The organism is Methylobacterium oryzihabitans, assembly GCF_004004555.2.
Taxonomy (GTDB): Bacteria; Pseudomonadota; Alphaproteobacteria; order Rhizobiales; family Beijerinckiaceae; genus Methylobacterium; species Methylobacterium oryzihabitans.
The window spans coordinates 1-19,704 of the sequence record NZ_SACP01000044.1; the positions used below are offsets into that span (position 1 = coordinate 1).

The following is a 19,704-nucleotide window of genomic DNA, read 5'->3' on the forward strand; positions in this document are numbered from 1 at the left end:
GCCGCGGCGCCCGCGCAGCCGTCGAGGGCGTGGGCCGGGGTGCGGGCGAGCAGCCGCCCGAGGGCGAGCGGCCCCCCGGCCTTCGGGCCGGTGCCCGACAGCCCGGCGCCGCCGAAGGGCTGCACCCCGACCACCGCCCCGATGACGTTGCGGTTGACGTAGACGTTGCCGGCGGCGATCCGCCCGGTGACCCGCGCGATGGTCTCGTCGATGCGGGTGTGCAGGCCGAAGGTCAGGCCGTAGCCGGTGGCGTTGATGTCGGCGATCAGCCGGTCGAGATCCTCGCGCCGGTAGCGCAGGACGTGCAGGACCGGCCCGAACACCTCGCGCTCCACGTCGGCGATGCGGCCGATCTCGATCAGGGTCGGCGCCACGAAGGTGCCGTGGCGGGCGGCCTCCGGCAGCGGCAGTTCCTCGACGGCGTGGCCGCGGGCGCGCATCTGCGCCACGTGGGCGAGGATGCCGTCGCGGGCCTCCGCCCCGATGACCGGGCCGACATCGGTGCCAAGGCGACCCGGGTCGCCGATTTCCAGCTCCCGCATCGCCCCGCGCAGCATCGCCAGGGTGCGCTCGGCGACGTCGTCCTGGAGGCACAGGATGCGCAGGGCCGAGCAGCGCTGGCCGGCGGAATCGAACGCCGAGGCGATCACGTCGCCGACGACCTGCTCGGCCAGCGCCGAGGAATCGACCACCATCGCGTTCTGGCCGCCGGTCTCGGCCACCAGCGGCACCGGCCGGCCGCCCGCGCCGAGGCGCCCGGCGAGCCGGCGCTGGATCAGCCGCGCCACCGCGGTCGAGCCGGTGAACATCACCCCCTCGATCCGCGGGTCGGCGACGAGGGCCGCGCCGGTCTCGCCCGGCCCGGGCAGCAGTTGCAGCACGTCCTCCGGCACCCCGGCGGCGTGGAGCAGGCGCACCGCCTCGGCGGCGACGAGGGGCGTCTCCTCCGCGGGCTTGGCCAGCACCGGGTTGCCGGCGGCGAGCGCCGCGGCGACCTGCCCGGTGAAGATCGCCAGCGGGAAGTTCCACGGGCTGATGCAGACCACCGGCCCGAGCGGGGCCGGCGCCCCGTCGGCGAGGGTCCGCACCGCCTCGGCGCCGTAGTAGCGCAGGAAGTCGACCGCCTCGCGCACCTCCGCGACGGCGTTGGAGGCGGACTTGCCGGCCTCGCGCGAGATCAGCCCGATCAGCTCCGGCATCGCCGCCTCCATCGCGTCGGCGGCGCACGCGAGGGCCTCGGCGCGCGCCTGCGGCGCCGTCGCGGCCCCGGCCGCGGCGGGGCGCACCGTGCCGACCACGTCGCGGCGGGCGGCCGGGTTCAGGACCGGCTCCGGGGCGGACTCGCCCGCGGGCGGCGCGGCCTCCCAGCGCCGGGCGCAGGCCCGGGCGATGCCGGCGGCGAGCCGCGCGAGGTCGGCTTCGCTCGCGAGGTCGAGCCCGCGGGAATTCGGGCGGCTCGGTCCGAGGAGGTCGCGCGGCGCGGCGATGGCCGGATGCGGCGCGCCGACCGGCTGCGCCGCGCGCACGACCGCGACCGGATCGGCGACGAGGTCGTCCACCGGCACCGCCTCGTCGGCGATGCGGTTGACGAAGGACGAGTTGGCGCCGTTCTCCAGGAGCCGCCGCACGAGGTAGGCGAGCAGGGTCTCGTGGGTGCCGACCGGGGCGTAGATCCGGCACGGCCGCCCGAGCTGACGGGCGCCCACCACCTCCTCGTAGAGCGGCTCGCCCATGCCGTGCAGGCACTGGAACTCGTAGTCGCCGGGGCGGAAGTCCGGCCCGGCCATCGCGGTGATCGCCGCGAGCGTCTGGGCGTTGTGGGTGGCGAATTGCGGGTAGACCGCGTCGGGCGCCGCCAGCAGCTTGCGGGCGCAGGCGAGGTACGAGACGTCGGTGTGGACCTTGCGGGTGAAGACCGGGACGTCCTCCATCCCGTCGACCTGGGCGCGCTTGATCTCGCTGTCCCAGTACGCGCCCTTGACCAGCCGGACCATCAGCCGGCGGCCGGAGCGGCGGGCGAGGTCGATCAGCCAGTCGATCACGAACGGGCAGCGCCGGCCGTAGGCCTGGATCACGAAGCCGAGGCCGTCCCAGTCGGCGAGGTCGGGGTCGAGGCTCAACGCCTCCAGGATGTCGAGGGAGAGTTCGAGCCGGTCGGCCTCCTCGGCGTCGATGTTGAGGCCGATGCCGCAGCCGCGGGCGAGCCGGCACAGATGCGCGACCCGCGGCAGCAATTCGCCCATTACCCGCTCCGCCTTGGCGCGGGCGTAGCGCGGATGCAGGGCCGAGAGCTTGATCGAGATGCCCGGCCCGTCGTGCAGGCCGCGGCCGCCGGCGGCGCGGCCGATCGCCAGGATCGCGCCCTCGTAGTCGGCGAGGTAGCGCGCGGCGTCCTCGGCGGTGGTCGCCGCCTCGCCGAGCATGTCGTAGGAATACGAGAAGCCCTTGGCCTCCATCCGGCGGCTGCGCGCCAGCGCCTCCTCGATGGTCTGGCCGGTGACGAACTGCTCGCCCATCAGCCGCATGGCGAGGTCGACGCCGCGGCGGATCAGCGGCTCGCCGCCCCGGGCGATCAGGCGGGTGAGGGCGTGGGTCAGCCCGGCCTCGCTCGACGTCGCGACGAGGCGCCCGGTGACGAGGAGCCCCCAGGTCGCCGCGTTGACGAACGGCGACGGGCTGTGGCCGAGATGGGCGCGCCAGTCGCCGGCCGCGATCTTGTCGCGGATCAGCGCGTCGCGGGTCGCCGCGTCGGGGATGCGCAGCAGCGCCTCGGCGAGGCACATCAGGGCCACGCCCTCCTGGCTCGACAGCGCGTATTCCTGGATCAGCCCCTCGACGCCGCCGCGCCGGGCCCGCGCCCTGGCCTTGTCGCGCAGCGCCCGCACCAGGGCGCGGGCCTGCTCCCGCGCCCGCTCCGCCGCCGCCGGCTCCAGCGTCGCGAGGTCGAGCAGGGCGCCGACGCAATCGGGCTCGGGCCGCCGGGTCGCCGCGGTGATCGCGCGGCGCAGGGCCGGGCGGTCGGGCAGGTCGGCGAGCGGCGGGCGGGCGGCGACCTCCTGGGCGGGGACGGGGCGGTTCATGACGGCGCGGACTCCGGGACGGCCCGCGGCGCTTCTGGCCCGGGCTTCATGCAGTGTAGGGCGGATCTCGCCGTGCATGAAGCGAAGCAAAAGCGTCTGCGATAGGGAATTTCTCGATCAAACTACGGCCAATTAGCGAAAGATGCGGCAGGCTGCCTGACCGTACCCACGCCCCGTCCGACCTCCTCACGGTGCCGCATGGACCGCCGGCATCCCCGCCTCCGCGGGGCTCCGGCCCGGCGCCATGCCGCCACACAGGTGCTTGAGCAGGCGGCCCGCCGCGGCCGGGAGCTGGCGGCCCAGCCGCGTCACCACCCGGGCCTCGACGGCGTTGAGCGAGGGATGCGCCAGGGCGTGCGCCGCGAGGCGGTCGGCGGCGATCTCCTCGGCGGCGCAGAAGGCCGGCAGCAGGGTCACGCCGTCGGCCGCCGACACGAAGTGCTTGAGCACCGAGATCGAGCTGGTGGTCAGCGCCGCGGTCAGCCGCACGCCCTCGGCCTGCTCGGCCCCGGCGATGATCTGGCGGATGCCGTAGGCCGGGTGCATCAGGCCGAGGCGGTAGGGGGCGAGGTCGCGCAGGCGCAGCGGCCCCGGCTGCGCCGCGAGGGGATGCTCCGCCCGGGTCACGACCCGGATCGGATGGCGCACCCGGGCATGCGCCCGCAGCCGCGGCTCCGGCGGCGGGTTGTAGACGAGGCCGAGATGCGCCTCGTCCTCGATCACCGTGCGCACCACGTCGTTGGTCGCCGCGAGGTCGAGGGTCATGGTCAGGTCGGGGTGCCGGGCCCAGAAGCCCTGGAGCAGCCCCGACATCAGCTCGCCGACGAAGCCCTCGCCCAAGACCACGTCGATGTGGCCGCGCTGGAGATCCTTCAGCTCCCCCAGCTTGGCCAGGGTGTCGTCGCGGTCGGCGCGCTGGCGGCGGTGGTAGTCGAGCAGCATCAGCCCGGCCTCGGTCGGCCGAACGCCGCGGCTGTGGCGCTCGATCAGCGGCGTCGCCAGCTCCTCCTCCATCTGGGCGAGCTGGCGGCTCACCGCCGAGGCGTTGATGTCGAGCTTGTCGGCCGCGGCGCGGACCGAGCCACAGCTCACCGCCGCGGCCAGGTAGCTGAGGCAGCGCTCGTCGAGGCTGTGCATGGCGTCCTCCGGGTCCCGCCGGTCGTTGGAGTGTTGCCGGCAAGTCAACGCAAAATATCTGCCAACCGCGTTCCTCACAACGCGGCCGGTCAGCATCATCCCGATCTCAAGGGCAAGGCGGCCCCGCCCAAGGGCAAGGCGGCCCCGCCCCGCGCGGGCGCCGCGCCTTCTGGGAGAGACCGGACATGAAGACCATCGGGGTGATCGGGCTCGGCAACATGGGCCGCGGCATGGCGCTGTCCCTGCGGCGGGCCGGCTACGCGGTCCACGGCACCGACGCCTCGGCCGCGACCCGCGCCGCGCTGGCGGCGGAGGGCATCGAGACCGTCGCGACGATCCAGGCGCTGTGTGCGGCCTGCGACATGCTGATCCTGTCGCTGCCCAACGCCGCGATCGTGGAGGCGGTGACGCTCGGCGAGGGCGGCATCCTGGCCCACGGCCGGGCCGGGCTCGTCGTGGTCGACACCTCGACCTCGGATCCGGCGGTCACCCGCCGTCTCGCCGGCCATCTGCGCGGGGCCGGCATCGACCTCGTCGACGCGCCCGTGAGCGGCGGCCCGAAGGGCGCCCTCGCCGCCACGATGACGATGGTGATCGGCGCCGACGACGCGGTCCTGGCGCGGGTCGAGCCGGTGCTCGCCGCGATGAGCGCGACGCGGGTCCATGTCGGCGGGGTCGGCGCCGGCCACGTCGCCAAGCTCGCCAACAACCTGCTCTGCGCCGCCCACCTCGTCACCGCGGCCGAGGCCCTGCGGATGGGCGCCGCCGCCGGGGTCGCGCCGGAAAAACTGCTCGCCGGGATCAATGCCGGATCGGGCCGCAGCGGCGTCACCCAGGTCAACATGCCGACCTGGATCCTCAACGGCGCCTTCGATTCCGGCTTCACCATGAAGCTGATGCGCAAGGACGTGCGCCTCGCCGAGGCGCTGATCGCGGCGCTCGGCCTCGACCTGCCGCTCTCGGCCGAGGCCGCCCGGCTGTGGGCCGCGAGCGCCGAGACCATCCCCGACGAGGCCGACTTCAACCGCATCGCCGACCTGCGCGCCTGACCGAGGAGCCCCCGCCATGACCCGCAACCCCGCCGACACCCTGAAGGCGCTGCTGGCGCCGTTCTTCCCCGACATGCCGACGATCGGCTCGCTGATCGGCGGCCGGATCGTCGCCGGCGACGGCGACGAGATCCGCCTGACCGACCCGGCGACCGGCAGCGCGCTCGCCGCCTACCCGGATGCCGGGCCGGCCCTCGTCGCCGCCGCCGCCGAGGCCGCGAGCGCCGGTCAGGCCGCGTGGGCCGCCCTCACGCCCGCCGCCCGCGGCCGGGTGATGCAGGACGTCGCCCGGGCGATCCGGGGCGAGGTCGAGGCGCTGGCGCGGCTCGAATCGCTCACCGCCGGCAAGCCGATCCGAGACTGCCGCGGCGAGGCGACCAAGGTCGCCGAGATGGTCGAGTACTATGCCGGCTGGGCCGACAAGCTGCACGGCGAGGTGATCCCGGTCCCGACCAGCCACCTCAACTACACCCGCCGCGAACCGGTCGGGGTGGTGCTGCAGATCACGCCGTGGAACGCCCCGGTCTTCACCGCCGGGTGGCAGATCGCGCCGGCGCTCGCCGCCGGCAACGCGGTGCTGCTCAAGCCCTCCGAGCTGACGCCGCTGACCTCGCTGGCGCTCGCCGTGATCGCCGAGCGCGCCGGCCTGCCGCCGGGCGTGGTCAACGTGCTGGCCGGCTACGGCCACACCACCGGCCAGGCGGCGATCGCCCATCCGGCGGTGCGCAAGGTGGTGTTCGTCGGCTCGCCGGCCACCGGCAGCCGCATCGCGGAAGCCGCGGCGCGGCGCCTCGTGCCCTGCGTGCTCGAACTCGGCGGCAAGTCGGCCAACATCGTGTTCGCCGATGCCGATCTGGAGCGGGCCTGCCTCGGGGCGCAGGCGGCGATCTTCGCCGGCGCCGGCCAGAGCTGCGTCGCCGGCTCGCGCCTGCTGGTCCAGCGCCCGGTCTACGACCGCTTCGTCGCCATGGTGGCGCAGGGCGCCGAGCGCCTGCGCGTCGGCGACCCGGCTGCACCCGAGACCGAGGTCGGCCCGATCAACAACGCGGCCCAGTACCGCCACGTCCTCGGGATGATCCGCGGCGGGCTGGCCGCCGGCGCGACGCTCGTCACCGGCAGCGACGGCACCCCGGCGGAGGGCGGCTACTACGTGCGCCCGACCGTGCTCGCCGGGGTCTCCAACGCCATGGAGATCGCCCGCACCGAGGTGTTCGGGCCGGTCGTGGTCGCGATTCCCTTCGACACCGAGGCCGAGGCGGTGGCGCTCGCCAACGACACCGAGTTCGGGCTCGCCGGCGCGGTCTGGACCCGGGACGTCGGGCGCGCCCACCGGGTCGCGGCGGCGGTGCGGGCCGGCACGTTCTGGATCAACGCCTACAAGACGATCCACGTCTCCTCGCCGTTCGGCGGCTCGGGCCGCAGCGGCTACGGCCGCTCCAGCGGCATCGAGGCGCTGCGCGAATACACCGAGGTCAAGAGCGTCTGGGTCGAGACCGCCGCCGAGCCCGCCGCCTCGTTCGGCTACGCCCCCGGCGTCGGCGCCTGAAGAACCCCCGACCGGGCGCCGGGGGAGCGCGGCGCCCGCCCCACCGTGACAGGAGTTCGACGATGACGACCACCACCCTGGCGGCCGACGCGGCGCCGTCGGACCGGCCGACGGCGCTCGGCGGCTGGATCAAGCTGTTCGCCTACGCCCTGGCGATCGTGACCGCGGCCGAGTTGATCGGCAACGTCAGCTTCGCGGTCGGGCACGGCAAGATCATCCTGCTGCCGCTGCTCTGGGCGCTGCTGATGGGGGCGGCGCTCGGCCTCGCCTCGCCGCGGCTGCCGGGTGCCCTCGCGGTCGGCACGCCGCTCCAGAACGCCGCCTCGGCGATCCTGCAGCCGGCCCTTCTGATCTTCATCGCCAGGCTCGGCCTGCTCGTCGGCGGCTCGCTGCCGAAGATCCTCGGCGCCGGCTGGGCGCTGGTGTTCCAGGAGTTCGGCCACTTCTTCGGCACGATGGTGTTCGGCCTGCCGGTGGCGCTGCTGCTCGGCATCAAGCGCGAGGCGATCGGCGCCACCTTCTCGGTCGGGCGCGAGCCGAGCCTCGCGATCATCGGCGAGAAGTACGGCATGGACTCGCCCGAGGGCCGCGGCGTCCTCGCCGAGTACCTCACCGGCACGGTGTTCGGCGCGGTGTTCATCGCGGTGCTGGCCGGGCTGATCGCGAGCCTCGGGATCTTCAACCCGCTGGCGCTCGCCATGGGCGCCGGGGTCGGCTCGGGCAGCATGATGGCGGCGGCCTCCGGGGCGATCGCGGCCCAGCAGACCCCCGAGATGGCCAAGGACGTCGCCACCTTCGCGGCGGCGAGCAACCTCATCACCACCACCATCGGCACCTACTTCACCCTGTTCCTGTCGCTGCCGTTCACGGTCTGGGCCTACGGCGTGCTGGAGCCGGTGCTCGGCCGCGGCCGCGCGCACGCCGCACCGGAGGCGGCCCCCGCCCCGGCCCCCGCCCCTGCCCCCGCCGCCGTCCCGGCCGAGGCGCCCTCCCTCGGCTTCGGCGAGTTGCTGCTGACGTGGATCCTCGTCGGCCTGTTCGGGCTGATCGGCAACAGGCTCGTCTACAACACCGCGCCGGACGCCGCGGTGCTCGCCGGCATGGCGATCGTCGTCGGGGTCGTGGTGGCGGGCTACGGCCTCTACCGCCTCACCGCCCGCCGGCTGCCGGCGGTGGTGTGGGTGTCGCTGATCGGCATGGTGCTGACCTATCCCGGCACGCCGTTCTCGGCCGAGGTCGCGGCGCTGACCGGCAAGATCAACTTCCTGGCGCTCGCCACCCCGATCCTCGCCTTCGCGGGCCTGTCGATCGCCAAGGACGTTCCGGCCTTCCGCCGCCTCGGCTGGCGCATCGTGGTGGTGTCGTTCATGGCCAATGCCGGGACCTTCCTCGGCGCGGCGCTGATCGCCCAGTTCTGGATGCACCCGCCGCTGTGATCCGCCGGCCTCCGGGCGGGCCGGGTCATACGATTTTCGATCGATCGCTCGGCGATTGCTGCGCAATCGCTACGCGATGCGAAAATCGGCTTCGCTCAGGTGTGTGGAGCCTTCGGCTCCACCGCGCGGGCTCGTGATACGATTTTCGGAACTGATCGTCCGAAAACCGTATCATAGGATTGCCGATCGATCGGACCGACGGGGCGGGCGGGGAACCCGTACCGCTCCCCTCCCCCCTCGTTCAGTCCGGTCGTCGGGCGGTCACGCGCCAGCAGCCGGCGGCGAGGCGCACCGGGCCGGTCTGCGGCAGGGCCGCGGTCACGGCCGCCGCGGCGCGCTCGCGCATCGGTGCATCGAGGTCGCGCAGCAGTCCGGAGACCGGCCCGACCGTCACGGCGAAGCGGGTCGCGTCGGCGGCGTCGCGGCCGAGGGTGAGCATCCGGTCGACCCGGGCGGTTGCCACGTCGGCGAAGCCGAGGCGGCGCAGGACCTGCTCCAGGGCCTCGATGTCGGCGAAGCGGAACGGGCCCGGCCCGCCGGGCGTCGGCGTCGCCGGCTCCGGCACCACCGTCAGCACCGCCTCCCGGGCGCGGGCCACCCAGGGATTCTCGGGCAGCCCGCGCCAGCACAGCAGGGCGAGCCGCCCGCCCGGGCGCAGGGCCCGGGCGAGATTGGCGAAGGCGGCGGCGGTGTCGTCGAAGAACATCGTCCCGAACCGCGACAGCACGACGTCGCGGTCGGGCGCGAACGGATGGGTCTGGGCGTCGGCCTCCAGGAACGACAGCGCCGCGTGGCCCGGAGGGACCGCGCGGGCCCGCTCCCGCGCCCGATCCAGCATCGGCTGCGAGATGTCGACCCCGAGGACGTCGCCGCCGGCGCCGACCCGCCCGGCGGCGATCAGCGCCGTCTCGCCGCAGCCGCAGCCGACATCGAGCACGCGGCCTCCGGGCGGCAGGTCCAGGCCGTCGAGGAAGGCCGCGGTGAGCGGCGCGAACACAGCGTCGAGCTCCGCCTGCATCCGCGCCCAGCGGACGCCGACCTCGCCGTTCCAATACTCGCTCTGCGGGATTTCCTCGGGCATCGGGCGTCCCTCCGGCCGGCTGCGAAGCCGTTCATTCCGGTCAGCGTAGCACGAAGCGGTCCGGCACCGGAGGGGGCGGCAGCGGACGCGTCCCGCGCGGTCGCCGGGCGGACCGTGCGGGGGTCAGCCCGCGACCTGCCGGTCGCGGGCGGCGGCGAGGCCGAAGCCCATCGCGGTCAGCGCCAGGGATGCGTAGACCGCGGCCGGCCAGTCCCAGCCGCCGCTCGCCTCATGGACGGCGCCGATCAGCAGCGGCCCGAGCGCGGCGACGCAGTAGCCGACGCCCTGCGCCATCGCCGACAGGTCGCCGGCGGTGGCCGGGTCGGGGGCCCGCAGGACGATCAGCGTCAGGGCGAGCCCGAAGCAGCCGCCGAGCCCGAGGCCGAGGATCACCGCGAACATCCAGGCCAGCGCCAGCGGGCCGACCAGAAGGCCGCCGAAGCCGATCATCGGCAGGGCGACCACCGGCACGATGAGAATGCGCTGGTCGCGCCGCCTCCCGGCCAGCGTCGGAACGACCAGCGCGAGGGCGACCTGGGACATGGCCGAGACCGAGGCCAGCGCCCCGGCGGCGACCGGCGTGAATCCGCGATCGATCAGCGCGGCCGGGAGCCAGCCGAACACCACGTAGGCCAGGGACGACTGCGCCCCCATGAAGGCGGTGACCTGCCACGCGAGGGGATCGCGCCACAGCGCCGACAGGCGTCCGCGCGGGGAGGCCGCGGTCGCGCGGGGCCGCGGACGGGCCAGCATCGGCAGCCAGGCCAGGGCGGCGACGAGCGCCGGCAAGGCCCACAGCATCAGCGCCCCCTGCCAGTGGCCGAGCGCCCGGGCCGCCGGCACGGTCAGGCCGGCGCCGGCGCTCGCGCCGAGGCACAGCGTGCCGGTGTAGAGCCCGGTCATCAGCCCGGCGCGGGTTGGGAAATCGCGCTTGACCACGCCCGGCAGGATCACCCCGACGACGCCGATGCCCGCCGCCGCCAGGACCGAGCCGGAGAACAGCGGAACCACCCCGTCGAAGCCGCGCAGCACCAGCCCGACCGCCGTGAGCACCAGGGCGGCGAGGACGCCGGCATCCGGCCCGATGCGGTGGACGAGCGGCGGCCCGAGGCGCCCGAACACGCCGAGGCACAGGACCGGCACGGTGATGAGCGCCCCGGCGAGCACCCCGGACAGGCCGATCTCCTCGCGGATCCGCCCGAGGATCGGTCCGATGCTCGACAGAGCGGGACGCAGGTTGAAGGCGACCAGCATCAGCGCCAGGGCGGGCCAGACGGCGCCCGCGGCTCGCGTCAGACGGGCCCGCGGCATCGGGCCGGACCGCCCATCGTTCGGCCCCATCGCAATCCCCCCGGAGCGCGCCGGTCGTGGCGCGGCGCGCTTGTTGAGGGCGGTCTAGACGATTTGCGACGCGGGGGGCGAGTCGGCGTGCCGCCTGTCCGCCCGGCTTCCAGCGCATGGGACGGCGCCCCGGGAGCCGGACAGGCGTTACTCGCCGTCGAGCTTCGGCTTGTTGCCGAGCGCCTCGACGAGGCTGATGATCCGGCGCCGGATCTGGCTGTCGCCGATGCGCTGGAAGGCCCGCACCAGTTGAAGGTCCTGGCTGGTCCAGAACATGTTGCCGTGATCGCTGTCGGGCGCGTCGGCGGCGGTGTCGTCGTCGCCGGCCTCGGTGCGCGGCGCGCCCTCGTAGAAGAAGCTGACCGGCACCCCGAGCATCTCGGCGATCTGCTGGAGCCGGCTGGCGCTGATCCGGTTGGCGCCCTTCTCGTACTTCTGGACCTGCTGGAACGTCACGCCGAGGGCGTCGCCGAGTCGCTCCTGGCTGACGCCGACGAGGAGGCGGCGGACCCTGACGCGGTGCCCGACATAACGATCAACCGGATCCGGTGCCTTTTTCAACGTCCGCTCCAAACCCATGTCGTGGCAGCCGGACCAGCCGCGCCGCCACTGCCGCCGACAGGCACATTAAAAGCAGAACCGCGAAATTGACATCGCCGAATCGTACGAAGATCGTCGCTTCCCCTAGGGATTCGGGCAATCTGCCGTCGAGCACCGCCTCCGTGCCCAGGGGCAGACTACCGATGATGCGACCGTAGGGGTCGACGATGGCCGAGATTCCTGTATTGGCCGCCCGCACCAGAGGCAAGCCTTCCTCGACGGCCCGCAGACGCGCCTGAGCGAAATGCTGCCGGGGTCCCGGCGTGTCGCCGAACCAGCCGTCGTTGGTGACGTTCAGGATCAGGCCGGGCCGCTCGCGGCGCGACGCGACCGCGCCGGGAAAGATCGCCTCGTAGCAGATCGACGGCGCGACCGGGGGCAGGCCCGGCACCGCGAGATGGCCGCCGGGCTCGCCGGCGGTGAAGCCCCCCGGCACCGCGACGAACTGCTTGAGCCCGAGGGCACGCAGGATCTCGTCCACCGGTGCCGGCAGGTACTCGCCGAACGGCACGAGGTGCACCTTGTCGTAGGTGCTGCCGACGAAGCCGTCCGGGCCGATCACCATGATGGCGTTGTAGAACCGCAGCCGCTCCCCCGGCAGCGGCTCGTCGGCCCGGGCCGCTCCGGTCACGAGGTGGGTGCCGGGCGGCAGGGCGGCGACGATCTCGGCGAGCGCCCGGGGGTCGCGCTGGATCAGGAACGGGAAGGCCGATTCGGGCCAGATCAGGTGGGTGACGTCGGCGAGGCCGCGGGCCTCCGGCCCGATCGCGCTGTCGCTGAGGCCGAGATAGCGGGACAGGATGCCGTCGCGGTTGCGCGGGTTGAAGCGGGCATCCTGCGGAATCGCCGGCTGCACGAGGCGCAGCCGAACGCCCGGCACGTCAGGGGTCGCGGCCGCAGGGACGCGGGCATAGCCCGCGGCGGCGAGGAGCGCGAGCGCCGCCAGGGCGCCGAGCGAGGGGGCGGACCGCGTCCGGCCCTCGCCCGCGTCGGCGAGGGTCGCGGGGGCGGCGGCGAGCGCCACCGCGATCACGGTCAGGCCGTAGAGCCCGAGCCACGACGCCGCCTGCATCAGCCAGAGGTTCTGGCCCAGCGCCATGCCGAGGCTGTTCCAGGGAAAGCCGGTGAACAGGTGGCCGCGCAGCCATTCCGACAGGCTGAGCCCGAAGGCGAGGGCGAGCACCCGCGCCGGCCCGCGCGACCAGACCAGCCGCGCCGCCGCGAAGCCGGCGCCGAAGAACAGCCCGAGCACCGCCGGCAGGCCGAGCACGCCGAGCGGCAGCAGGTAGGCGAACTGGTCGGCCTCGACCAGGAAGGCGGCGCCGAGCCACCACAGCCCGGCGACGCCATAGCCGAAGCCCCAGGCCCAGCCGATCCGGGCGGCGGCGAGCAGGGTGCCGAGGCGCCGGCCGGTCCGGGACGCGCCGGTGGCGGCGCCGTCGAGCAGCCACACCGCCGGGACGAGGGCGAGCGCCAGCGCCGGCACGAGGCCGAAGGGCGGCATCGCCAGGGCGCCGCAGGCTCCGGCGAGCCAGGCCAGGACGAGCCGGGTCCAGCCCGCGGTGAGGGCGACGCGGTGGGCGAGGCCGCCGAGATCGAGGCGCGCCGGGCGGCTCCAGCCCGTGTCCATCGCAGACTCCGCCCCGTCGCCCCGGCCGACGCGCCCGATCATGCGCCCGTGGCGCCGAAATCGTGGCGCAGGCCGGCCTCGCTCCCGGCATGGGGCGGCGGCAGCGCATCGCCCGCCTCGGCGAGGCGGGCGGCGCCGTGCAGGAGGCGCAGGCGCTTGATCCGGCGCGAATCGGCGTCGAGGACCTCGACCTCGAAATCGCCCGGCACGGCGATGACCTCGCCCCGGGCCGGGACCCGCTCGGCGATGGTCACGACGAGGCCGCCGATCGTGTCGACCTCCTCGGCGATCTCGCCGACTTCGGCGACGAGGTCGATCCCGGTCGCCTCGGCGACCTCGGCGAGGCTGGCGCGGGCATCGGCGACGAACACCGCCTCCTCGCCCTCGACCCTCAGGACCCGGTGTCCCTCGGCGACGTCGTGCTCGTCCTCGATGTCGCCGACCACGACCTCGATCAGGTCCTCGATCGAGATCAGGCCGTCGGTGCCGCCGTACTCGTCGATGACGAGGGCCATGTGGGTGCGGCTGGCCTGCATCCGCACCAGGAGGTCGATCGCCGGCATCGACGGGGGCACGAACAGGACCGGGCGCAGGATGCGGGTGGCGGAGAGCGGGGCGGCGAGGTCGACGTCGCCGAGATTCAGCAGGTCGGCGGCGGGTGCCCCGGCATCGCCGGCCGCCGGTCCGGCCTCCTCGGCCCGGATCGCCAGATGGTCGACGAAGTCGCGGATGTGGACCATGCCGCGGGGGTCGTCGAGGGTCTCGCCGTAGACCGGCAGGCGCGAATGGCCGGCGGAGCGAAAGACCTTGAGCAGGTCGCCGAGCCCGATCTCCTGCGGCACCGCGACGATCTCCGAACGGGGGATCATCACGTCGTCGACCCGCACCCGGTGGAGGCTCAGCACGTTCTTCAGCATCACCCGCTCGACCGGCGAGAAGGCGTGGTCGCCCGACTGCGCCTCGGCGAGGGCGTCCGAGAGGTCGTCCCGCGGGGTGTCCCGCGGCTTCAGGTGCAGGATGTTCAGCAGACGGTCGTACCAGGGCTCGCGCCCCGGAGAGTCGTCCTCCGCGGTGGCGTGGATCGCCGCAGCGGCGCCACGACTTCGGTCGTTGCTCATGGGTCCCGTATCTGGAGTGGAGGCGAGGGCTCAGTCTGCCGCATCGCCATAGGGGTCCGGCACGCCCAGGCGCCGCAGCGCGACCACCTCGAGGGCCTCCATCGCGTCGGCCTCGGCCTCGCCGGTCTCGTGATCGTGTCCGAGGAGATGCAGCGTGCCATGAACCACGAGATGCGCGAGATGGTGGCCGAGGGGCTTGGACTGCTCCGCACTCTCTCGCACCAACGTGTCATACGCAAGAACGACGTCGCCGAGGGGGCGCAGGCCGCCGCCGGCATGGACGCCGCTCGCCGGGAAGGACAGGACGTTGGTCGGCTTGTCCTTGTGGCGCCAGGTCCGGTTGAGCTCCTGCACCGCGGCGTCGTCGGTGAGGACGACGCTGACCTCGACCGGCCCGCCGGGGGGCACGACGGCGAAGGCCGCCTCGACCGCCTCGGCGACGCGGGCCTCGATGCCGGCCAGCGCCTCCTCCCAGCGCCCGTCCTCGACCGCGACGTCGATCTCGTGCCCGGCGCTCACGGCAGCGGCCCGCGGCGCGAGGGCGGGCCCGGGCGATCCTGCGGGGCGTGGCCGGCCTCGATCGTGGCCCGGGCGTCGGCCTCGTAGGCACCGACGATGCGGCGCACGAGATCGTGGCGCACCACGTCGACGTCCCGGAAGGTGATGCGGCCGACGCCCTCCACGCCGTCGAGGATGCGCGTCGCCTCGACCAGACCCGACTTCTGCCCGGCCGGCAAGTCGATCTGGCTCGGATCGCCGGTGACGATCATCCGCGAGTTCTCGCCCAGCCGCGTGAGGAACATCTTCATCTGCATCGAGGTGGTGTTCTGCGCCTCGTCGAGGAGCACCACCGCGTTGGTGAGGGTTCGCCCGCGCATGAAGGCGAGCGGCGCGATCTCGATCATCCCGGTCTGGAGGCCGCGGTCGACGTGGCGCGCCTCCATGAAGTCGTAGAGCGCGTCGTAGATCGGGCGCAGGTAGGGATCGACCTTCTCGCGCATGTCGCCCGGCAGGAAGCCGAGGCGCTCGCCGGCCTCGACCGCCGGGCGCGACAGGATCAGGCGCTCGGCGTGGCCCTGCTCCAGCAGCGAGACGGCGTAGCCGACCGCGAGCCAGGTCTTGCCGGTGCCGGCGGGCCCCTCGGCGAAGACGAGCTCGTGGGCGCGCAGGGCGCGGATATAGGCGTCCTGGGCGGCGTTGCGGGCCCGGACCGCACCGCGGCGGCGGGTCGCGATCTGGTCGAACTGCGCCCGCTCGCCGTCGGCCGGGGCCTCGTCGGCGGAGAACAGGTTGCCCTGGCGCGCCGCCTCCTGGATCATCCCGTCGACGTCGCCGACGCTGAGCGGCTGGCCGCCCTGGCGGGCGCGGGCGTAGAGACCTTCGAGCACGAGGCGCGCCCGCTCGGTGGCGTCGGGCGAGCCCTTGACGACGACGTGGTTGCCGAGCGCCGTCGCGACGATCCCGAGCCGGCGCTCGAGATGCGCGACGTTCTGGTCGAACTGGCCGAAGACGAGGCTGGCGAGGCGGTTGTCGTCGAAGGTGATGGCGACCTCGGCGGTCTCGCGCAGGGCGCCTGCGACGGAGCCGGCGAAAGACCCGGCCAGGGGCCGCGCCTCCCGGCCGCGGGGGCTGCGCCCCGCTGCCGGTTCTCTCGGTGGGGTGTCTCCCGGACGCACTCCGCTGTTCCTCACGCTGCCGCGGCCGGTGCCGCGCCGGCCAACTCGCCGAACAGGCTGTTGGATCCCGCCCGGGTGATGCGCACCGGCACGACGGTCCCGATCGTGTCGGTTCCGGCCTCGATCTGCACCGCCTGGAGGTAGGGCGACTTGCCGGCGACCTGCCCGGGATGGCGCCCGGGCTTCTCCAGCAGCACGTCGACGGTCCGCCCGACCGTGGCGTGATTGAAGCCCTGGCGCTGGCGCTCCAGCAGCTCCTGCAACTCGGCGAGGCGGGCGCTCTTGACGCTCTCGGGCACCGCGTCGGCGCTCTCGGCCGCCGGGGTGCCGGGGCGCGGGCTGTACTTGAACGAGAACGCGCTGGCGAAGCCGACATCGGCGACGAGGCGCAGGGTCGCGGCGTGGTCGGCGTCGGTCTCGCCCGGGAAGCCGACGATGAAGTCGGAGGACAGGGCGATGTCGGGGCGGGCGGCGCGGACGCGGTCGATCAGCCGGCGATAGGCGTCGGCATCGTGGCGGCGGTTCATCGCCGCGAGGATGCGGTCGGAGCCCGACTGCACCGGCAGGTGCAGGTAGGGCATCACCGCCGGGCTGTCGCGATGGGCGGCGATGAGGTCGTCGTCCATGTCGTTGGGGTGGCTCGTCGTGTAGCGCAGCCGCAGGATCCCGGGCAGGCCGGCGAGGTGGCGCAGCAGCCGGCCGAGGCTCCAGACCGCGCCGTCCGGCCCCTCGCCGTGATAGGCGTTGACGTTCTGGCCGATCAGCGTGAGTTCGCGCGCGCCGCCGGCGACGAGGCGGTCGGCCTCGGCGAGGAGCTTGGCGACCGGGCGCGAAACCTCGGCCCCGCGGGTGTAGGGCACGACGCAGAAGGCGCAGAACTTGTCGCAGCCCTCCTGCACGGTAAGGAACGCCGAGGTTCCTGCGGCGCGGCGGGGCGGCAGGTGGTCGAACTTCTCCTCGACCGGGAAGTCGGTGTCGACGACCCGCTCGGTCCTCGCTCGGCGCAGCAGGTCGGGCAGGCGGTGGTAGCTCTGCGGCCCGACCACCACGTCGACGCCGGGGGCGCGGCCGAGGATCTCGCGGCCCTCGGCCTGGGCGACGCAGCCGGCGACCACCACCGTGGTGTCGAGGCCGGCCTCGGCCCGCTCGCCCTTGAGCACCCGCAGGCGGCCCAGCTCCGAATAGACCTTCTCGGCCGCCTTCTCGCGGATGTGGCAGGTGTTGAGGACGACGACGTCCGCCTCCTCGACGGCGCCGGTCTCGACGAACCCTTCCCGGCCGAGCAGGTCGGCCATCCGGGTCGCGTCGTAGACGTTCATCTGGCAACCGTAGGACTTGATGAACGCTTTCTTCAACGAACCGGCCTTTGCGGGTGACGGGTTGGGGATGCGCGGGAGCACGCGATCATTTAAGCCGTCGCGGTCGGAATGAGAATAGGCGGCACGTCCGGGGCGGTCGCGGGCTCGGCCGGGTCCGGCACGCGCCCGGTCACAGCGGCCTGCATCGCCCGGCGGATCGACGCCTCGGCGAGCGCGGTCGCGACCTTGCGGTCGGAGCCGGCGGCGAAGGCGACCGGCTCGCCCCAGATCACCAGCGCGTCGACCGGGCCGCGGGCCAGGAAGGTGGCGAGGTGCGGGGCGAGTTCCATGTCGCCGTACCACGCGATGTCGGGGCGCTCGGCCCGGGTGAACGGCAGGCCGTGGCGGCGGACATAGGCGATGCAGAGCGGCTGCAGCCGGACCCGGTCGAGCCCGCCCTCGGTGATGGCGGCGCGGGCGGCGCCGACGAGGGAGGTGCGGAACGGCAAGAGCCGGTTGCCGTCGCCGGTGGTGCCTTCGGCGAACAGGACCACGGCGTCGCCGGCGGCGAGCCGCCGGCTCATCTCGGCGTTGACGGTGGCGGTGTGGCGCTTGCGGGCGCGGTCGATGAACACCGTGCGCTGGAGCCTGGCGAGATGCCCGATCACCGGCCAGCCGGCGATCTCGGACTTCGCCACGAAGGACAGCGGGCGCAGGGCACCGAGGACCGGGATGTCGAGCCACGAGACGTGGTTGGCGAGGACCAGGGCCGCCTCCCCCGCCGCCGGCGGCGTGCCGAGGACCGTCACCCGGACCCCGAACAGGCGCAGGAACAGGCGGTGCAGCAGCACCGGCAGGTGCCCGGCGAGGCGCCCGCGTCCGACAGACAGGCTGAACCGGTGCGGGCCGACGAGGATCAGGAAGGCGAGGGCGTAGAGGACGAGCCGCAGGGCCGCACCGAGTCGCGTCATGTCCCGAGTCGATTCATCTCCGGCGCCGGATCCCGGCCGGCACCGTCGCGGTGCGGCGCGTCATCCCGTTGCGGCCACCGCTTAGCCGATGCGCGGACTCCCGTCCACGCCGCGCGCGACGCCGGACACGAATGTGGCCGGAGCGGCGGTGCCGGCCCGGCCACTTTGGTCTGGATCGCGACGGTCGGGCTTCAGTGGAGCGTGTCGCCGGCCAATGCGAGCGTGGGCTTGAGGTCGGGGCCGAGCGAGGCCTCGAACAGCTCGGCCTGCGCCCGGGTCAGCCCGCTGACCAGCGCGCGGGCGCCGCGATAGACCGTATAGGTGCCGTCCTGCGTGGGCTTGACCCGAATGATCTCGGACATGAGCCGCCTCCATCGTGCGAATCGCTGCGCGATCGCTGGGGACTGAACGGCAGGTTAACGACTTGTGCCCTTCCTGCAAGAGCGAAAGATTTTCTCTTCGCGTCGCCTGCCGTAGCGTCCGGTTCTCCGGCGGGCCGCCGACGCTGCGCCAGGAGACCCGGCTCAGGACGGGCTGTGCGCGCTCGCGACCTGGACCGGCGCGGAGCGGGTGGCGTGATCCGACAGCGCCCACAGGCCGGCGGCCGAGTTCACGCCGAGCGTGAGGGCGACCAGCAGCACCATGGCGAGCGCCTGACGGCCGAGGCCCATGGCGGGCTTGTCGGCAACCGCCGGAGCCGGCGTGGACGGCAAGGCATCGGACGGCAGCGGTTCCTGCGGGAACAGCGAGTCGAAGAAGCCCGCGGGCTGCCCGGCCGAATGATGGAAGGGCCCAATGCTGAACATTGGCATCTCCTCTCGATAGCGTCGCCCCGAGGGGCATCCGACCCTGGTAAAATTAACAGACGCTGAACGAAATGCTACCCCGCACACGAAACCTTGATCGTCCGCCCGCCCCGCGCCCGGCGAACCCCATCCGGGGACGCGCGTTTCATCGGCCGGCTGCGAAGAGGTCGGGGCGCCGCAACCGCAGCGTCTGGAGCAGGTACAGCGTCTTGAGATCGGCGATCTCGCCGCCGTCGCTCCTCGCGGCAGCCTCCGCGAGCGACAGTTCGACGACGGTGATCTGCTCGCTCTCGCTCGCCAGACCGCCGCCGGCGGCGACGCGGTCGCCCTCGGCGTAGGGGGCGAGGTAGTAGTCGATCCGTTCGGTCGAGATGCCGGGCATGGTCCAGGCCCAGCCGGCGGGTTCGAGGGCGCCGAGGCGCAGGCCGACCTCCTCGTGGGCCTCGCGGCGGGCGCAGGTCTCGGGGTCGTCCTCCTCCAGGCGGCCCGCCGGGGCTTCGAGCAGCGCGAGCGTCCCGTCCGCGAGGCAGGGCGGCGCCCGGAACTGGCGCACCATCAGGGTGGTCCGGCGGACGGGATCGTAGGGCAGCACCGCGACGGCGCGGCCGTGATCCTCGATCTCGCGGGTGGCGAATGCGCCGTCGGGCAGCACCACGTCGGCGACGAGGTAGCGGGCCCAGCCGTCATGGACGAGGCGGGTGCCGCGGATGCCCGGTGCGTCGGTCGTCACGACCGGGCTCCGGCTTCGCCCTGAGAGCGGGACACGATCGGCATGGGCGTCATCCGGGTCGGCAGCGCCGCCAGGGGCGCGACCTCGCCGTCTTGCCGGAGCAATCTTGCGCCGGCAATGCGCGCCGGGCGCCATACGATTTTCGATCGATCGCTTCTGGCGACCCCTGCGGGATCGCTTCGCGATGCGAAAATCGGCTTCGCTC

17 protein-coding genes are annotated in these 19,704 nt (G+C 73.8%); 3 read left to right on the top strand and 14 right to left on the bottom strand.

Going from position 1 to position 19,704, the window contains the following annotated elements; translation table 11 throughout:
• Nucleotides 1-3,080: bifunctional proline dehydrogenase/L-glutamate gamma-semialdehyde dehydrogenase PutA (gene putA / locus EOE48_RS26465; RefSeq protein WP_127733880.1), on the bottom strand; the 3,080-nt coding region annotated here is incomplete at its 3' end.
• 186 nt (nt 3,081-3,266) lie between these two features.
• Nucleotides 3,267-4,217: a LysR family transcriptional regulator gene (locus EOE48_RS26470; protein WP_127733881.1), complete on the bottom strand. Its 951-nt coding sequence runs from the start codon at nt 4,215-4,217 to the stop codon at nt 3,267-3,269.
• 185 nt (nt 4,218-4,402) lie between these two features.
• Here EOE48_RS26470 and EOE48_RS26475 point away from each other — a divergent pair, with 185 nt between their 5' ends.
• The 3 genes from EOE48_RS26475 to EOE48_RS26485 all read left to right on the top strand — a co-directional run bounded on the left by EOE48_RS26475 (nt 4,403) and on the right by EOE48_RS26485 (nt 8,248).
• Complete coding sequence (locus tag EOE48_RS26475) at nt 4,403-5,266, top strand: NAD(P)-dependent oxidoreductase (protein ID WP_127733882.1); 864 nt, start codon at nt 4,403-4,405, stop codon at nt 5,264-5,266.
• Nucleotides 5,267-5,282: 16 nt separating this feature from the next.
• On the top strand, nt 5,283-6,812 hold the full coding sequence (locus EOE48_RS26480) for an aldehyde dehydrogenase family protein (RefSeq protein ID WP_127733883.1): 1,530 nt from the start codon (nt 5,283-5,285) through the stop codon (nt 6,810-6,812).
• Between the two features lie 62 nt (nt 6,813-6,874).
• Nucleotides 6,875-8,248 carry a DUF3100 domain-containing protein gene (locus EOE48_RS26485; RefSeq protein ID WP_127733884.1) on the top strand — a complete coding sequence of 458 codons (1,374 nt, stop codon included), beginning with the start codon at nt 6,875-6,877 and terminating at the stop codon, nt 8,246-8,248.
• A 241-nt stretch (nt 8,249-8,489) separates the two neighbouring features.
• On the opposite strand, the gene EOE48_RS26490 is transcribed toward EOE48_RS26485, so the two are convergent.
• The 12 genes from EOE48_RS26490 to EOE48_RS26540 form a co-directional block, all read right to left on the bottom strand.
• Entirely contained in the window at nt 8,490-9,329 is an 840-nt protein-coding gene (locus tag EOE48_RS26490; protein WP_127733885.1) for a class I SAM-dependent methyltransferase, read from the bottom strand.
• Nucleotides 9,330-9,452: 123 nt separating this feature from the next.
• Nucleotides 9,453-10,640: a CynX/NimT family MFS transporter gene (locus EOE48_RS26495; RefSeq protein WP_246154938.1), complete on the bottom strand. Its 1,188-nt coding sequence runs from the start codon at nt 10,638-10,640 to the stop codon at nt 9,453-9,455.
• Nucleotides 10,641-10,817: 177 nt separating this feature from the next.
• On the bottom strand, nt 10,818-11,231 hold the full coding sequence (locus EOE48_RS26500) for a helix-turn-helix domain-containing protein (protein ID WP_127733887.1): 414 nt from the start codon (nt 11,229-11,231) through the stop codon (nt 10,818-10,820).
• Nucleotides 11,206-12,942, bottom strand: coding sequence for an apolipoprotein N-acyltransferase (gene lnt / locus EOE48_RS26505; RefSeq protein WP_425463692.1), 1,737 nt, complete (start codon nt 12,940-12,942; stop codon nt 11,206-11,208). Before lnt ends, EOE48_RS26500 begins: the two co-directional genes overlap by 26 nt.
• A complete protein-coding gene (locus tag EOE48_RS26510; protein ID WP_127733889.1) occupies nt 12,939-14,018 on the bottom strand; it encodes a hemolysin family protein in 1,080 nt (359 codons plus the stop codon). The genes lnt and EOE48_RS26510 overlap by 4 nt, the downstream gene beginning before the upstream one ends.
• A 30-nt stretch (nt 14,019-14,048) precedes the next feature.
• Nucleotides 14,049-14,537, bottom strand: a complete 489-nt coding sequence (gene ybeY, locus EOE48_RS26515; RefSeq protein ID WP_127733890.1) for an rRNA maturation RNase YbeY — start codon at nt 14,535-14,537, stop codon at nt 14,049-14,051.
• A complete protein-coding gene (locus EOE48_RS26520; protein ID WP_246154952.1) occupies nt 14,534-15,622 on the bottom strand; it encodes a PhoH family protein in 1,089 nt (362 codons plus the stop codon). The genes ybeY and EOE48_RS26520 overlap by 4 nt, the downstream gene beginning before the upstream one ends.
• 83 nt (nt 15,623-15,705) lie before the next feature.
• A complete protein-coding gene (gene miaB / locus EOE48_RS26525) occupies nt 15,706-17,049 on the bottom strand; it encodes a tRNA (N6-isopentenyl adenosine(37)-C2)-methylthiotransferase MiaB (RefSeq protein WP_127733892.1) in 1,344 nt (447 codons plus the stop codon).
• A 53-nt stretch (nt 17,050-17,102) separates the two neighbouring features.
• The gene (locus EOE48_RS26530) at nt 17,103-17,963 is read right to left on the bottom strand and encodes a lysophospholipid acyltransferase family protein (protein ID WP_127733893.1); all 861 of its coding nucleotides are present in this window, start codon (nt 17,961-17,963) and stop codon (nt 17,103-17,105) included.
• 191 nt (nt 17,964-18,154) lie between these two features.
• Entirely contained in the window at nt 18,155-18,325 is a 171-nt protein-coding gene (locus EOE48_RS29400) for a hypothetical protein (protein WP_187371559.1), read from the bottom strand.
• Between the two features lie 162 nt (nt 18,326-18,487).
• Nucleotides 18,488-18,775: a hypothetical protein gene (locus EOE48_RS26535; protein WP_127733894.1), complete on the bottom strand. Its 288-nt coding sequence runs from the start codon at nt 18,773-18,775 to the stop codon at nt 18,488-18,490.
• Between the two features lie 139 nt (nt 18,776-18,914).
• Nucleotides 18,915-19,499 carry an NUDIX domain-containing protein gene (locus tag EOE48_RS26540; RefSeq protein ID WP_246154939.1) on the bottom strand — a complete coding sequence of 195 codons (585 nt, stop codon included), beginning with the start codon at nt 19,497-19,499 and terminating at the stop codon, nt 18,915-18,917.
• Nucleotides 19,500-19,704: the final 205 nt, after the last annotated feature.

Excerpts from the sequence above, each read along its gene's own strand:
- EOE48_RS26470 (WP_127733881.1), bottom strand. The coding sequence starts at position 4,217 with ATGCACAGCCTCGACGAGCGCTGCCTCAGCTACCTGGCCGCGGCGGTG.
- EOE48_RS26475 (WP_127733882.1), top strand. The coding sequence starts at position 4,403 with ATGAAGACCATCGGGGTGATCGGGCTCGGCAACATGGGCCGCGGCATG.
- EOE48_RS26480 (WP_127733883.1), top strand. The coding sequence starts at position 5,283 with ATGACCCGCAACCCCGCCGACACCCTGAAGGCGCTGCTGGCGCCGTTC.
- EOE48_RS26485 (WP_127733884.1), top strand. The coding sequence starts at position 6,875 with ATGACGACCACCACCCTGGCGGCCGACGCGGCGCCGTCGGACCGGCCG.
- EOE48_RS26490 (WP_127733885.1), bottom strand. The coding sequence starts at position 9,329 with ATGCCCGAGGAAATCCCGCAGAGCGAGTATTGGAACGGCGAGGTCGGC.
- EOE48_RS26495 (WP_246154938.1), bottom strand. The coding sequence starts at position 10,640 with ATGCCGCGGGCCCGTCTGACGCGAGCCGCGGGCGCCGTCTGGCCCGCC.
- lnt (WP_425463692.1), bottom strand. The coding sequence starts at position 12,942 with ATGATCGGGCGCGTCGGCCGGGGCGACGGGGCGGAGTCTGCGATGGAC.
- EOE48_RS26510 (WP_127733889.1), bottom strand. The coding sequence starts at position 14,018 with ATGAGCAACGACCGAAGTCGTGGCGCCGCTGCGGCGATCCACGCCACC.
- EOE48_RS26530 (WP_127733893.1), bottom strand. The coding sequence starts at position 17,963 with ATGACGCGACTCGGTGCGGCCCTGCGGCTCGTCCTCTACGCCCTCGCC.
- EOE48_RS29400 (WP_187371559.1), bottom strand. The coding sequence starts at position 18,325 with ATGTCCGAGATCATTCGGGTCAAGCCCACGCAGGACGGCACCTATACG.
- EOE48_RS26535 (WP_127733894.1), bottom strand. The coding sequence starts at position 18,775 with ATGCCAATGTTCAGCATTGGGCCCTTCCATCATTCGGCCGGGCAGCCC.